Origin of the sequence: Thermincola ferriacetica (genome assembly GCF_001263415.1) — a bacterium.
Taxonomy (GTDB): Bacteria; Bacillota; Thermincolia; order Thermincolales; family Thermincolaceae; genus Thermincola; species Thermincola ferriacetica.
This window is the reverse complement of record NZ_LGTE01000007.1, coordinates 107,032-122,948: the sequence shown is the minus strand read 5'-3', so window position 1 is coordinate 122,948 and position 15,917 is coordinate 107,032. Positions and strand designations below refer to the sequence as shown.

Annotated in this window: 14 protein-coding genes; all 14 read left to right on the top strand. The window is 46.1% G+C overall.

Translation table 11 applies throughout. From position 1 onward, the window contains the following. Window positions 1-240 (top strand): integrase core domain-containing protein (locus Tfer_RS17290; protein WP_152908995.1); only part of this gene is annotated, 240 nt, incomplete at its 5' end. 220 nt (window positions 241-460) lie between these two features. Next, a complete protein-coding gene (locus Tfer_RS06740; protein WP_052217493.1) occupies window positions 461-1,321 on the top strand; it encodes a YitT family protein in 861 nt (286 codons plus the stop codon). A gap of 516 nt (window positions 1,322-1,837) precedes the next feature. Beyond that, window positions 1,838-1,993, top strand: a complete 156-nt coding sequence (locus tag Tfer_RS16520) for a hypothetical protein (RefSeq protein WP_160315535.1) — start codon at window positions 1,838-1,840, stop codon at window positions 1,991-1,993. 56 nt (window positions 1,994-2,049) lie between these two features. Further along, window positions 2,050-2,571 (top strand): YhcN/YlaJ family sporulation lipoprotein, encoded by a 522-nt coding sequence (locus tag Tfer_RS06735; RefSeq protein WP_013121541.1) that lies wholly within the window; start codon window positions 2,050-2,052, stop codon window positions 2,569-2,571. A gap of 116 nt (window positions 2,572-2,687) precedes the next feature. Beyond that, entirely contained in the window at window positions 2,688-3,641 is a 954-nt protein-coding gene (gene whiA, locus Tfer_RS06730; RefSeq protein WP_052217491.1) for a DNA-binding protein WhiA, read from the top strand. Window positions 3,642-3,660: 19 nt separating this feature from the next. Next, window positions 3,661-4,632 (top strand): MBL fold metallo-hydrolase, encoded by a 972-nt coding sequence (locus Tfer_RS06725; protein ID WP_052217488.1) that lies wholly within the window; start codon window positions 3,661-3,663, stop codon window positions 4,630-4,632. A 194-nt stretch (window positions 4,633-4,826) separates the two neighbouring features. Then, window positions 4,827-6,203, top strand: coding sequence for an RNA polymerase factor sigma-54 (gene rpoN, locus Tfer_RS06720; protein ID WP_052217486.1), 1,377 nt, complete (start codon window positions 4,827-4,829; stop codon window positions 6,201-6,203). Between the two features lie 185 nt (window positions 6,204-6,388). Further along, window positions 6,389-7,417, top strand: coding sequence for a sugar-binding transcriptional regulator (locus tag Tfer_RS06715; RefSeq protein ID WP_052217485.1), 1,029 nt, complete (start codon window positions 6,389-6,391; stop codon window positions 7,415-7,417). 65 nt (window positions 7,418-7,482) lie between these two features. After that, window positions 7,483-8,490, top strand: coding sequence for a type I glyceraldehyde-3-phosphate dehydrogenase (gap, locus tag Tfer_RS06710; protein ID WP_052217482.1), 1,008 nt, complete (start codon window positions 7,483-7,485; stop codon window positions 8,488-8,490). A 35-nt stretch (window positions 8,491-8,525) separates the two neighbouring features. After that, window positions 8,526-9,725: a phosphoglycerate kinase gene (locus Tfer_RS06705; RefSeq protein WP_052217479.1), complete on the top strand. Its 1,200-nt coding sequence runs from the start codon at window positions 8,526-8,528 to the stop codon at window positions 9,723-9,725. A 37-nt stretch (window positions 9,726-9,762) separates the two neighbouring features. Further along, entirely contained in the window at window positions 9,763-10,521 is a 759-nt protein-coding gene (gene tpiA, locus Tfer_RS06700; RefSeq protein WP_013121534.1) for a triose-phosphate isomerase, read from the top strand. Window positions 10,522-10,526: 5 nt separating this feature from the next. Then, window positions 10,527-12,092 carry a 2,3-bisphosphoglycerate-independent phosphoglycerate mutase gene (gene gpmI / locus Tfer_RS06695; protein WP_242843558.1) on the top strand — a complete coding sequence of 522 codons (1,566 nt, stop codon included), beginning with the start codon at window positions 10,527-10,529 and terminating at the stop codon, window positions 12,090-12,092. 22 nt (window positions 12,093-12,114) lie between these two features. Continuing rightward, entirely contained in the window at window positions 12,115-13,401 is a 1,287-nt protein-coding gene (gene eno / locus Tfer_RS06690; RefSeq protein WP_052217475.1) for a phosphopyruvate hydratase, read from the top strand. Window positions 13,402-13,692: 291 nt separating this feature from the next. Next, window positions 13,693-15,780, top strand: a complete 2,088-nt coding sequence (locus Tfer_RS06685) for a sodium-translocating pyrophosphatase (protein ID WP_198360481.1) — start codon at window positions 13,693-13,695, stop codon at window positions 15,778-15,780. Window positions 15,781-15,917 lie beyond the last annotated feature (137 nt).

Genomic DNA, 15,917 nt, shown 5'->3' with positions numbered 1-15,917 from the left:
AACATTAATGAATTTAATAGTCCCAGGGAGCTAAGAATTGTTTTAAACCAATACATTCATGAGTACAATACCTATCGTCCCCATTCTTCTTTGAAGGCCAATGCCCGGCTCAAGTCTATAATGACAAGCGTCACCAAGAAGTTGCTTAAACACCACGGAAAGGAGGATAACTTACAAAATTTTTTTCGTGTCTTGACAAAGGGCAGCATTATAAACTTTAGACTGGTTACATTAAACTGATAAATTAAAATAAAGACATTACACAATCTATTTACCACAATAATACATTTATAGTATTTATAGTATCTCATGCTTTGTCTATTTTATAAACCGAACATTGGAGAGCAAAAATTTACCCAAATAATCTTGACAGTATCCAAAACAGTATTGCCTAGAGAAACAATGCAATTTATAGTATAATTTATAATATGCAGAAAAAAACCATGTAAGGGAGGCAAAAATGTCTGCTGAAAGCAAAACCGTCCTAAAATTAGTTGAAAAGTATTCGTTTTTATTGTTGGGTGCGATATTGGCTTCCGTAGGTCTGGAAATATTTTTAGTACCTAATAATATAATTGATGGCGGTATAGTAGGCATTTCCATAATATTAAGCCATTTAACGAAACTTCCATTAGGCGCATTTATTTTTGTGTTAAACTTACCTTTTCTCTTCCTTGGATATAAACAAATCGGTAAGACTTTTGTATTGTCAACGCTGTTTTCGGTGATTGCTCTGGCGCTAGGTGTTACAGTACTTCACCCGATACCGGGAATAACCAAAGATGTCCTGTTGGCCTCTGTTTTTGGTGGTATTATTTTAGGCATAGGTGTCGGTTTGATTATTCGCTATGGAGGATCCCTTGACGGAACAGAAATTGTGGCCATAATTCTAGATAAGAGGACGGGGTTTTCAATAGGGGAAGTTGTATTGTTCTTCAACATCTTTATTTTGTCCGGTGCCGGAGTTGTCTTCGGTTGGGACAAGGCAATGTATTCTCTTATCGCGTATTTTATTGCTTTTAAGGTAATCGATATAACAGTTGAAGGTCTGGATGAATCGAAGGCTGTAATCATTATATCAGACCGGCCCGAAGAAATTGCCGAAGTATTAATGGCGAGGTTAGGTCGTGGGGTTACTATGCTGCAAGGTAAAGGTGCGTATACTGGCATGTTTAAGGGTGTTTTATATTCTGTAGTAACTAGACTGGAGATAGCAAAGTTAAAATCAATTGTGGCAGAAATTGATCCCCAGGCTTTTGTAACATTTAGCGATGTTCATGAAGTAATGGGAGGGAGATTCAAAAAAAGGGCAATTCACTAGGAGGTGGTGGGAATTTTATATCATTGTCTATTCTATCAAATTTTGAGAAGTAGAACACAGAATACGAATAAGGTGAAAAAATATAAAGTTTTTATAAATAAACAAAATCATACAATTAAAGTAACGCAGGGTGATAAAACTAAGAATAAGGGCGGAAATAAATCTGTTAACGGTTTTAAGTAAATTCTCAATCTCCTGTTTGAGATAACCGTCTAACGGTTATATACACTTTGTCGTGTTGCCAGGGTGTGATTTTGCAAATTAATTTAGCGCCGCTTTTGCATACCGGGCGCCGGCCAGTTCCATATGGTGCCGGATGTAACCGGCCACCTCTTCTTTGCTCAACGGTTCTATCTTGTAACGCATCATAATCCTGTGAAACAATGGCCGGTTTTGATTCAGAGTCAACCGGTCGAGCAGATGAGGGAGACCTGACAGAACAAGGATAAAGGGGTTTTCCGAACTCCGAACAAAATCTGTTATAATTTGTGAAGCAGAAAAAACGGAGGGATTAACATGTTGACCAAACCACGTAAACGTTGGACCCCTGAAGAGAAAGGAGACATAGTACTTCATGCACTACGTCAAGAGATGACCCAATCGGATATGATAAGTTCGGTTACAGTGGCAAAGAAGTTAAAGTACAGGATACCGACAGACATAAAGGAATAAATTTTACCTCCTGTGGAAAAATAGGATTGACAAACCACAGGAGGTGTAATTTTGGTATGCAAGATACAAGAAAGAAAATCATAGCTTTTGTACTTTCCGGGATTTTGGCTTTCTCTGTTTTAGGCGGTTGTACCGCTCAAAGGAAGCCCTTGCCTCCCGACGCCAACAGGGCTCCTTCGCCCACGCCGGCCCCTGGTCCCACTGCGCCGAGGACGCCGGAAGAAACCAGGGATGCTGTCAATGACCTGGAGACCAAGGCAGATACAGTGCCGGGCGTGAAAAAAGCTTATGTGGTCGTTGTCGGTAATGTCGCCCTAGTAGGGTTGAATATTCAGGGGGCCAAACAGGAAAAAGGGACCGATACCATTAAAGCGAAAGTCACCCGGGTAGTTGAGGCTGATCGCCGGATTGTGAAAGCCTATGTTACGGCCGACCCGGACATGTTAGCCAGAATCAGGGAAATTTCTGCCGGGGTCAGACAGGGCAAGCCGATTACGGAATTTTTGGATGAGATATCAGAAATGATTAACAGGCTGGCTCCATCGGGGCAAAGAACCCCTAACCGGCCAGCTTTATAGACGGTGAACAAAGGCCAGGTGTATATACATACATTTGGCCTTTATTGATGTGTAGGTTTAGCATCGAAAGAAATTATGTTATAATAAAGGCAGAATGTCCCAAGGGAGTGCGGCATATGTCCTTTTCTACCACTACCAAAAACGAACTGGCCCGCATAAAGGCTGTGAAAAGGTGCTGCCAGTTGGCGGAACTTGCCGCTATTATAAAACTTGACGGGTTAATCCAAATAAGCGGCAACCATAAAATGTCCCTGCATATCCTATCGGAAAATGCCGCGGTGGCCAGGAAGGTTTTTGCCTACCTGAAATCGGTATTTGGTGTGCAGACGGAGATACTGGTGCGCAAAAAGCAGCGCCTGAAAAAGAATAATGTTTATACGGTGCGGGTATTGTCCCAGCAGGGGGCCAGGGAGGTGCTCCGGGAAATTGGTATTATCGACAGCCAGGGGCACTTTGCCGATAAAGTTAAAGCATCACTTCTGACCAAGGATTGCTGCCGGCGGGCCTTTTTACGGGGAGTATTTCTGGGCGGTGGTTCCGTTAACAATCCCGAAGGAACTTATCACCTGGAGATATTGATCAGCGATGCCGATTTTTGCGACTTTGTCTGTGCGGTTTTGCACAGCTATCATTTGCCGGCCAAGGTGAGCCGGCGCAAAAACTGGTTTGTCATTTACCTCAAGGGCAGTGACGAAATTGTTAAACTGCTCAATTTAATGGGGGCCCATTCGGCTTTGTTGAATTTCGAAAACGTGCGTATTTATAAGGATATGCGCAACCAGGTAAACCGGCTGGTTAACTGCGAGACAGCCAACCTGAACAAGACTGTTGATGCGGCGTTACACCAATTGGAAAACATAAAAGTGATTGATGAATACCTGGGTCTTGGTAACTTGCCCCCCAACCTGAAGCAAATAGCCGAACTACGGCTGAAGTACCCGGATAGCAGCTTAAAAGAACTGGGAGAAATGCTGGACCCCAAGGTTTCAAAGTCGGGGGTAAATCATCGTTTTCGTCGATTGCAGCGTATCGCCGAGGATTTAAAAGCCGGCAAGAAAGTAAATTTTTAAAGGCTGGGGAAGGAAAGGCATGATCAGTTTGCTTGACCGGGAATTAAGAAATTTAACTTTGGATGCCATGATGCAGGCCAGGACCAGGTGGAAACACAGGTCAGAACAGCCTGCCGCGGATTGGGGTAAGTTTATCTGGTTTATGGGAACCGGAGGCAATCCGGAGGCAACTATCGGTCAATGCCCCGCTACGGCAGGTTTTGTTTTGGGACTGGGCAAGTCTTTAATTTATGTGGACCCCGGTCCGGGGGCGCCCAGTAAAGCAGCGGAAGCAGGCGTAGACCCCGGTTACCTGGATGCCATATACATTTCTCATGGTCATACTGACCATTACGCCGGGGTGGAATCTCTCATCGAGGGTATGTGTTGGGCCATGTCCCGGGAAAGAGGACTGCTGTTGGTGCCGCAGAAAGTTTTGGCAGAGGGGCTTATTTCCCGTTTTCACCAGGGTTTGGGTGACAAGGATTACTATAAAGGCGGTCCGCAGGTGCAAATTCTCAGGGCTTACGAAAAAGTTAACATAAATGAATTAATACTTACTCCTATCCCCGTACACCATGGGGGAGAAAATTACGGGTTTGTTTTGGATGCCGGTGGGCTGCGAATTGGATATACGAGTGATACGAATTATATTACTTCATTCGTTACACCTGAGGGTATCAAAGAATACGGTCGCTGGGGGCCGGTAATGGACCTTTTAGAGGTAGAGGATTACAGGGAAGATTTAAAAAAGGTATTTGCGGAAGTAGATGTATTAATTGCTAATGTGACATCACACAATGCGTTAATGCATAGACATTTAACAGCGATTGGCTTAGCGCACTTACTAAAGAACTCTTCGGTTCGCATGTGCATCATAACCCATTTTGGCTACTCCTGTGTACATCCGGTGGATTTGCGGGATAAGATTGCTCAATATGTTACAACTGAATCGGGTGTCCTGACTATAGCGGCAAGGGACCTGCAAAAGTTTGAATTGGATAATTTTTAAAAGTAGGAATTCTGTGAAAAAAACAGAAAATATAAAAAATATAAAATAAAACAAAGTTTTAATCTTTAACGGATACGAATAAACGGCAACAAAGGTGGGGAATAGCCAAAACTATTTGAAGCTAAATAAAAATGCCAAAAAGGCTGTTGATTAAGGGTAAGGTATAACGATTGTCAGACGGGGAGTGCAGCGGAATGCGTATAGGATATGGGATTTTTCAGGAACAAACCCAAAAGTTAATGATGACTCCCGAATTGCGGTTAGCTATCAAAATCCTCCAGTATTCCGCCACGGAGCTGGCTGAATATATTCAACAGGAATTGGCCGAGAATCCTGTTTTGGACATAAAAGAAGAGGAGAATGTGCTGGAGGAACCTGCCGCTGAGGATAAATATGATATTGACTGGCAGGAATATTTTGCCGATACAAGTGACCTTGGCTTACCGACCACCGGTCGGGAAGAAAAGGAAGAATTTTATTATGAACATATATTAAGTAAAGCTCCTACACTACAGGAACACCTAAACTTTCAGCTCTGTCTGACTGAACTTACAGATTTGCAGAGAAAAATATGTGAGTACCTGATCGGTAACATTGATGAAGCAGGTTATTTGCAGGTCGGGCTGGAAGAGGCGGCCTTTAAGTTTGGCCTTTCCTGCGGTGAAGTTGAAAAGGCATTACGTATCATACAAAGCTTTGAGCCTTATGGGGTGGGAGCCAGGAACCTGTCTGAGTGCCTGCTGATCCAGGCGGAAAACCTGAAATTGCTCAATCCCGTACTCAGCCAGGTCATCGAACAGTATCTTCCGGAACTGGCCAGGGGCAAACTGGCAAAAATTGCCCAGGAAATGAATGTAAGTGTACAGGATATTCAAAAGGCCTTTGATATTATTAAAACCCTTGACCCCAAACCGGGACGCCGATTTTCCGGCACCAATGATGTGCGTTACATTGTTCCCGATCTAATAATTGAGCGGGTTGACGGGGAATACGTAGTCATTATCAATGATACTGCTGTTCCCAGGTTGGTTATAAACGGCTCTTACCGCGATATTCTAAAAAATGAAACAGGGGAAGCAGCCAGAAAATTTATTGAGGAAAAACTTAATTCGGCAGCCTGGTTAATCAGGAGTATAGAACAGAGAAGGCTTACTCTTTACAAAATTGCCAGGTGTCTGGTGGAGTTGCAGAAGGATTTCCTGGATTACGGCGTCAGGCGGCTGAAACCTTTAACTTTGAAGCAGGTTGCCGAGCGGGTAGGGGTGCATGAATCTACCGTAAGCAGGGCCACAGCCAACAAATTTGCGCAAACTCCCCAGGGTTTGGTTGAATTGAAATTCTTTTTTGCGCATGGTGTTGAAAACAGTACCGGTGGCATGGTCTCTGCAGAAAGTATAAAAAAACAGATTACGGAGATGATTGCCCATGAAGATGAGGCAAATCCCTTAAGTGACCAAAAGATTTGCGACCGCTTGAATTTGCAAGGTATCAAAATTTCCCGCCGGACAGTGGCCAAATACAGGGATGAGCTGGGAATTCCCCAGGCGTCAGTCCGTAAGAGATATGAATAAAAGAGAACAAAATCCGACAAAATTTATAAATGATTATTTTCACAAAACAGGAATTTTCGGTTGCTTTGGAGAATAAATCTCTTCAGGTGCGGCAAAAATCTCCATTTCTTTTGCCTGGCGCGGGACGCCATTGTAGGCCGTGGGACAAAAAATGACCACCCTCAGTGAATAAAAGGGGAAATTACATGAAGGATATCATCGCACTCCAGCAGAAGATTGCTCCCGAACTGATAGAACTGCTTGAAAGACGATATACTATTATTCGAACCATTTCACTGACGCAGCCTGTTGGCAGGCGTTTTCTGGCTCATCATTTGAAGCTGGGGGAAAGACAGGTGCGAAGTGAAACGGAGTTTTTGAAAAACCAGGGATTGTTGGAAAGTGACAGTACAGGTATGAAAGTAACCGCAGAAGGCGAACGCCTGCTGGTCCAACTGGCCGAATTTATAAAAAACCTGCACGGCTTAGTGGAAACAGAAGAATTCATCGCCCAATCCCTTGGTTTAAAAAAGGTTATCATCGTTCCCGGGAACAGCGATAAGGATGGCACAGTAAAAAAGGAAATGGGACGGGCAGCGGCCAGGTTTATCCGAGAGATCCTTTTTCCCGGAGCTGTCATGGCCGTTACCGGAGGTACTACTTTAAGGGAAGTTGCGGCTACCATGCCGGTGGGTAATGCCCCTCACGAGATTACTGTAGTACCTGCGCGGGGCGGCCTCGGAGAGGATGTGGAAGTTCAGGCCAATACAATAGCCGCCATCATTGCCAAAAAGTTACGGGGCACATACCGGTTGCTGCATGTACCGGATAACTTAAAGGAAGAAGCCATTCGGCTGTTGGTAACTGATCAGCATATAAAGGAACTGGTTGCCGAAATTAAGAGTGCCGATATCCTGGTACATGGTATTGGCAATGCCCGGGAGCTTTCAGAAAGCCGAGGCGATTCTCCCGAGGAAACAGAGGAATTAATCAGCCAGGGGGCTGTGGGAGAAGCTTTCGGACATTATTTTGCTGCTGACGGCAGCATAGTTAAAAACATTCACAGCCTGGGAATCCGGCTGCGAGACCTAAGGAATATATCAACTGTGATTGCTGTTGCCGGCGGGGAAAAAAAAGCAGCAGCAATTTTATCTGTGCTGAAGAACAACCACGAAGATGTGCTCATTACTGACCAGGGGGCTGCAAATAAGATTACCGCTTTAATTAGGGGGTGATTTTTGAGTAATTTGTTTGACTTTGACAAAGAATATAGTTACCACACTTTAAGGAGGAGATCGCAATGACTGTTAAAATTGGCATTAATGGCTTTGGACGTATTGGCCGTTTAGCGTTTAGAGCAGCAGTTAACACGCCGGGTATTGAAGTGGTTGGCATCAACGATTTGACCGATGCCAAGACTTTGGCCCACTTATTAAAATATGATTCGGTCCATGGTATTTTCAATGCCGATGTGCAGGCGGCCGATGATGCTATAGTTGTGAATGGGAAATCCGTTCGGGTAACTTCTGAAAAGGACCCGGCTGCCCTGCCATGGAAAGAGTTGGGGGCACAAGTTGTCGTCGAGTCTACCGGTCGTTTCAGGAATCGGGCGGAAGCTGCCAAACACCTGGAAGCCGGCGCCAAAAAAGTTATCATTTCGGCTCCTGCCAAAGAAGAAGATATTACCATAGTCATGGGTGTTAACCATGAGAAATATGACCCTGCAAACCATCATGTCATATCCAACGCATCCTGTACTACGAACTGCCTGGCTCCATTGGCCAAGGTAATCCACGAGAAGTTTGGCATTGTCAAAGGTTTAATGACCACGGTCCACGCCTATACCAATGACCAGAACATTCTGGACCTGCCCCATAAAGACCTGAGAAGGGCCAGAGCCGCAGGCATGTCCATTATTCCCACTACCACCGGAGCGGCTAAAGCTGTTGCGTTAGTACTTCCGGAACTGAAAGGAAAACTTAACGGATTTGCTATGCGGGTACCTACTCCTAACGTTTCCGTGGTTGATTTGGTGGCACAACTGGAGAAATCCACCACTGCAGAAGAAATAAATGCTGCCCTTAAAGCAGCTGCAGAAAATGAGCTCAAGGGAATAATGGCTTATACCGATGAACCGCTGGTATCCAAAGACTTTAACGGCAACCCGCACTCTTCGATAATAGACGGGTTATCCACTATGGTAATTGAGGGCAATCTGGCCAAAATCGTTTCCTGGTATGACAATGAGTGGGGTTATTCCTGCAGGATAATTGATTTGATTAAGTACATGGACAGCAAAGGAATCTAAACTATAGAATAACTAAGGAAGGTGGCAGTAAATCAATGGAAGTTAGCTCTGTAAAGGACATCGACGTCCGGGGCAAACGGGTTTTTTTAAGGGTAGACTTTAATACGCCGTTGGATGAACAGAATAATGTGTCTGATGATACGAAAATCAGAGCTTCATTACCCACAATCAATTATCTCCTTGAACAGGGAGCCAAAGTAATCATTGCATCTCACCTGGGGAGGCCCAAAGGACAGTTTAAGCCGGAATTCAGTTTGAAACCTGTGGCAGAAAGACTTATGCAACTCCTGAACCGTCCGGTCAAGCTGGCCGAAGACTGCATCGGGGAAAAAGCGCTGAAAGCCGTGGAAGGGATGCAGCCTGGAGATATTGTTATGCTGGAAAACGTCCGCTTCCACGAAGAAGAGACGAAGAACGATCCCTCTTTTGCCAGACAACTGGCCCAACTGGCCGACGTTTATGTGAATGATGCCTTTGGTACCGCCCACAGGGCTCATGCCTCTACGGCCGGAATTACCGAGTACCTGCCTGGCGCCGCCGGGTTTTTGATGGAAAAAGAAATCAATTACATGTCAAAAGCGCTGGAATCGCCCGAACGCCCACTGCTAGCTATTATAGGGGGTTCCAAGGTTTCCGATAAAATTCTGGTATTGGAAAACCTGATCGGCAAAGTTGATACTATTCTTATCGGTGGCGGCATGGCCAATACCTTCTTCAGGGCCATGGGCTATAGCATGGGAAATTCGCTGGTAGAAGAAGATAAGCTTGATGTGGCAAAGAATACAATGGATAAAGCCAGGGCCGCAGGTGTCAAGTTCATGCTGCCTGTTGACCTGATGATGGCGGACAAAATAGAAAAGAACGCACGCCACCAACTGGTGCCTGTTGATAAGGTGCCTGATGGTTGGGCCGCCGTAGATATCGGACCAAAAACTGCCGAGTTATACGGCCGCGAAATAGCCAGGGCGAAGACAATTATCTGGAACGGTCCCATGGGCGTGTTTGAAATAGATGATTTTGCCAAAGGCACTAACTATATTGCTCATGCTGTTGCAGAAGCTGATGCCCTTACAATAGTCGGCGGAGGACAATCCGTTCAGGCTATCCGTAAGTTAGGGTTAACAGACAGGATATCTCATGTTTCTACCGGCGGCGGAGCATCTTTGGAGTTCCTGGAAGGAAAGGAACTTCCGGGAATTAAGGCGCTGGAAAAAAAACCGGTGGCGGTAAAATAGCTTTTCGGTTGAGTTCCGAAATTTATGAGGTGTAGATATGAGAGTTCCGATTATTGCCGGTAACTGGAAGATGTTTAAAACCGTTGAAGAGGCTATAGCGCTTGTCAGTGAGCTAAGCAAAAAAGTTCAGGATGTGGAGGGCGTGGAGATAGTTGTATGCCCGCCCTTCACCGCCCTCGATGCAGTAAATGAAGTGCTGAATGATTCTCAAATTGTGACAGGAGCGCAGAATATGTTCTGGGCCAAAGAAGGCGCCTATACGGGAGAAGTATCTCCGGTAATGATTAAAAATGTTGGCTGCAAATATGTCATACTGGGTCACTCCGAACGGCGGGAGTATTTTGGGGAGACTGACGAGACCATTAACAAAAAGATAAAATCAGCTTTTGAACATGCCCTGATCCCTATCCTATGTGTGGGCGAAAAGCTTGAGCAAAGGGAAGCCGGATTAACTGAACAGGTTGTCAGAACACAAACGGAAGGAGCTTTAGCTGGGATTCCTGCCGGTCAGGTCTCCCAGTTGGTTATTGCTTATGAACCCGTTTGGGCTATTGGAACGGGGAAAACGGCATCAGATGAGGACGCGCAGAAGGTAGTCGCTTATATCAGAAAAGTCATAGCCGAACTTTACGAGGCAGATACAGCTCAGCAGGTCAGAATCCTTTATGGCGGTAGCGTCAAACCTGAAAACATTGCCGGCTTAATGAAACAACCGGATATTGACGGGGCTTTAGTCGGAGGAGCCAGTCTTGACGCAGAAAGTTTTGCCAGGATTGTCCGGTTTAAATGGAGGTAGATAGCTTGACCGTAAGAAACAGGCCCGTTGTACTGACAATTTTAGATGGCTGGGGAATCGGCGACGCATCCGAAGGGGATGCCATAGCCAAAGCCAAAAAGCCTAATTGGGATGCATTGCTGGCTGAATATCCCAAAACCCAGTTGGGGGCATCCGGAGAAGATGTTGGCCTGCCGGAAGGACAGATGGGCAATTCCGAGGTTGGCCACCTGAATATAGGGGCCGGTAGGATTGTTTACCAGGAATTTACGCGCATTACCAAAGCCATAAAAGATGGTTCATTTTTCGATAATGAAGAATTGCTGAAGGCAGTCAACCATACCAAACAAAACGGTTCGGCGCTGCACCTGATGGGGCTTTTGTCTGATGGTGGCGTACATAGTCATATATCTCATCTGTATGCTTTGCTGGACATGGCTAAGAGGAATAACCTGCGAAAGGTTTTTGTCCACGCATTTCTCGATGGCCGTGATGTACCCCCTGCTAATGCCAGGGAATACATTGATGCACTGGAAGCAAAATTTGACGAGCTGGGAATCGGGGCCATTGCCACTGTAATGGGCCGATACTATGCCATGGACCGGGACAAGAGATGGGAGCGGGTACAAAAGGCATATAATGCCATGGTCTACGGGGAAGGCCTTAAATCTACCCTGGCTTCAGGCGCGGTGGCCCAGTCCTATGAAAAAGGGGATACAGATGAGTTTGTCATACCGACTGTTATCATTGACAAAAACGGGGACCCTGTAGCCAGGGTAAAAACAGGCGATGCGGTAATATTTTATAACTTCAGGCCCGACCGGGCCAGGGAAATAACCCGGGCTTTTGTTGATGAAAATTTTGACGGATTTAACCGGGGGCCTAACCCGCCCAAGGTTTACTATGTATGCATGACTCAGTATGATAAGACGATTAACGCCCCTGTGGCTTTTAAACCGCAGGTGCTGGTGAATACCTTTGGTGAATACATTAGCAAGCACGGATTAAAGCAGTTGAGAATAGCTGAAACAGAAAAATATGCGCATGTTACCTTTTTCTTTAACGGCGGTGTGGAGACTCCCAATGAAGGTGAAGAGCGCATTCTAATTCCTTCACCCAAGGTTGCTACTTATGACCTTAAGCCGGAGATGAGCGCATACGAAGTAACCGATGCCGTCGTCAAGGAAATTGAAAAGGATAAATTTGATGTAATAATATTAAACTACGCCAACCCTGATATGGTAGGACATACCGGGGTAATGGAAGCGGCTGTTAAGGCCATAGAAGCGGTGGATGAATGTATAGGACGGGTTGTACAGGCCGTAATGACCAAGGGCGGAACGGTATTATTAACGGCCGACCACGGCAATGCCGACCAAATGGTCGACCCGGCTACCGGCCAGCCGCAAACAGCTCATACCGTCCACCGGGTGCCTTTGATTTTGGTAAGTAAGGAAATGAAGAACGTCAGGCTGCTGCCTGGCAGGTTAGAGGATATTGCTCCTACCATGCTCTACATCCTTGGTTTGGAAAAGCCGCCTGAAATGACCGGGCAGTGCTTGATAGCCAAGGAAAAGGACATAGAAAAATAAAAATTTTGAGGGGGTCCCGAAAATGACAATTATAGCAGATGTTGTAGCCCGCGAAATACTGGATTCCAGGGGGAATCCCACCATCGAGGTGGACGTTATTCTGGAAGACGGTACTCTTGGCAGGGCTGCCGTTCCTTCCGGCGCTTCCACTGGTGCCCATGAAGCGGTAGAGCTGCGGGACGGGGACAAAGACAGGTATTTGGGTAAAGGGGTGCAAAATGCCGTTAAGAATGTAAACGACATCATTGCGCCGGAAATCATCGGATTTAATGCCCTGGATCAGGTGGGTATCGACCAAATGCTCATTGGGCTTGATGGCACACCCAACAAGGGCAAGCTGGGAGCCAACGCAATTTTAGGCGTTTCCATGGCTGTGGCAAAGGCCAGCGCGGAATTTCTTGGTTTGCCGCTGTATCAGTACCTGGGCGGATTTAATGCCAAAGAGCTGCCCGTACCGATGATGAACATCCTAAACGGTGGTAAACATGCTGATAACAATGTGGATATCCAGGAATTTATGGTTATGCCTGTTGGGGCGCAAAGTTTTGCCGAGGCCCTCAGGATGTGTGCTGAGGTTTTCCACAACCTGAAAGCTGTGCTAAAAGGCAAAGGGCTTAACACTGCTGTCGGTGATGAAGGCGGTTTTGCCCCAAATTTGAAGTCCAACGAGGAAGCCTTGGCGGTAATTATTGAAGCCATAAACAAAGCCGGGTACAAGCCAGGACAAGATATTATGCTGGCATTAGATGTTGCCGCTACGGAGCTTTATAAAGAAGGTAAATACGTGCTGGAAGGGGAAGGCAAAGCCAGGTCCTCTGACGAGATGATTGATTTCTATGAAGAACTGGTCGGCAAGTACCCCATTATTTCCATCGAGGACGGATTGTCTGAGGATGACTGGGAAGGCTGGCAGAAACTAACCGCCCGTTTGGGCAAGAAGATTCAGTTGGTTGGTGACGACCTCTTTGTAACCAATACGGAGCGACTGAAAAAGGGCATCGACAATGCTACTGCCAACGCTATCCTGATTAAGGTTAACCAGATTGGTACGTTGACGGAAACCTTCGATGCTATTGAAATGGCCAAGCGGGCCGGCTATACGGCTGTAGTCTCCCATCGTTCGGGAGAAACAGAAGATACCACGATAGCTGATATCGCTGTGGCCACCAATGCCGGCCAGATTAAAACAGGCGCCCCATCCCGTACCGACAGGGTAGCCAAATACAACCAACTGCTGAGAATTGAGGAAGAGTTAGCTGAAATTGCTCAGTACAAGGGTATGAAAGCTTTTTATAATCTGAAAAAATAAGGAATAATTCCCTTGTCTCTATTATAAAGTAATAGGGACAAGGGACATTTGCTAAGTTTTTTTAATCTTCATTATATTACAACAAATGCAGTTGTAATTTCGTCCATACTATGCTATAATTGTGCATCATGGATTATCCTGGTTAACGGAGGTGATATGAACTTAAAAACAGTTTCTGGATATACCGGAAACCTTTGTTTATAAGCATGGGGGAGTTTTTAGGTTCGTTACCAAAGGGGTTTATTAAAATCCCGAATATTAAAAAAATTAAAGAGGAGAGTGAGAGGGTTAATGGAGCAGACTATGACATTGGCTTATGTTTCTCTGGGAGCAGGTATATTGTCCGTTATCGTGGCATTACTGTTCCTGAGCAGCGTCCTCAAGGAGGACATGGGTACCCCCAGAATGAAGGAATTATCCGAAGCTATTTTTGAAGGGGCCATGGCCTACCTGAATCGTCAGTACAAGACGCTTGCTCCGATTGTAATCGTTATTTTTGTGGCTTTATTTTTTGTTCCTGTAGAATTGTTTACTCATGGAGACCCAACTGCAGCTGAGAAAGTTCAGGGTCTTTCCGGAAAACTTGCGCTTCCTATATCCTTCCTGGTTGGTGCAGTAGCCTCCGCCATTGCAGGTTACATGGGTATGGTCAGTACCACCAAGTCCAACGCCCGTACAACCAACGCTGCCCGTTCCGGACTGCAAAAAGCTCTTACTATTGCCTTCAAAGGCGGCGCTGTTATGGGTCTGTCCGTAGCCGGTCTTGGATTGGGTTGTGTATCCGCACTTTATATTATCTTTAAAGTTCCTGCAGTCATTAACAGTTTTGCTTTTGGCGCCAGCGCCGTTGCTCTCTTTGCTCGGGTTGGCGGCGGTATCTATACCAAGGCTGCTGACGTAGGCGCTGACCTGGTTGGTAAGGTAGAAGCAGGTATTCCTGAAGACGACCCGAGGAACCCGGCAGTTATTGCCGACAACGTGGGTGATAACGTTGGTGACACTGCCGGTATGGGCGCTGACCTGTTTGAGTCCTATGCCGCTACTTCCATTGCTGCCATGGTTATCGGTGGCAGCGTGCTTGGGATAAACGGAGTTCTTTTCCCGTTACTGATCGGCGCTATCGGCATCGTTGCTTCTATAATCAGTACAAGTTTTGTCCGTATGAGCGGTGAGGACGGCAACCCGCAGGCCGCTCTGAACAAAGGTCTGTACGGCACAAACATTATTACGGCTGTCGCCGGATTCTTCCTGGCCCAGTGGTTATTTGCCGATAAGGCCATTGGTATTTTTGTAGGTATTGTTGCCGGCTTGGTTACTAACGTAGCAGTTGGTTACATAACCGAGCTTTATACTTCATATCATAAGAGACCTGCTCAGGAAATTGCCGAAGCCTCGGAAACCGGTCCTGCTACCAATATTATTAAAGGTTTGGCAGTCGGTCTGAAGAGTACTGTTTATCCGATTCTCGTTATTGTAATTGCCATCTATGCTTCTTATATTGCGGCTGAATCCGCAGGTGCCGGTCTCGGTATCTACGGTATCGCCATGGCTGCTATGGGTATGCTTTCCACTGCCGGTATGGTTGTTGCTATCGATTCCTTCGGCCCGGTTGCTGATAACGCCGGCGGTATTGCCGAAATGGCTGAGCTTGGTCCGGAAGTGCGTAAGAACACCGACAAGCTGGACGCTGTCGGTAACACTACAGCTGCAGTGGCCAAAGGTTTTGCTATCGGATCTGCTGCTCTGACTGCATTGGCCCTTTTCACTGCCTTTAGTGAATCTGCAGGTTTGGAGGAAATCAACATTCTGAACCCGATCGTTATTATCGGTCTTTTCATCGGCGCAACTGTTCCCTTCCTGGTAGCATCTTTTGCTATGGAAGCTGTTGGTCGTGCCGCTTTCGATATGATTGCTGAAGTTCGCCGTCAGTTCAGGGAAATTCCCGGCCTGATGGAAGGCAAAGCAAAGCCCGATTATGCCAAGTGTGTTGACATCAGTACCAGGGCTGCTATCCGCGAGATGATCGCTCCCGGTATTGTGGCTATCGGAACCCCTGTTGTTGTTGGTTTCCTGCTTGGACCCCTGGCATTGGGCGCTACCTTGGCCGGCGGCACCGCTTCCGGTGTACTTCTGGCCCTCTTCATGGCTAACTCCGGCGGCGCCTGGGACAACGCCAAGAAATACATTGAAACAGGTAAACTGGGCGGCAAAGGTTCTGATGCCCACAAGGCTGCCGTTGTAGGTGATACCGTAGGTGACCCCTTCAAGGATACGGCAGGTCCTGCCATGAATCCGCTGATCAAGGTTATGGGTACCATTTCCCTGATTATTGCGCCTATCGTTGCAAAGTTCTATGTGTTCCAGAGCATAATTAAATAAATTGCTGTTTTAAGAGGGCTGCCTCAAAATTGAGGCAGCCTTCAATATTTTGGGAAGAATTTGGTTTGCGCAGCTTGACAAAAGCAAACTAACTGTATACACTGTATATATACAATATAAAAACTATATACACTAGG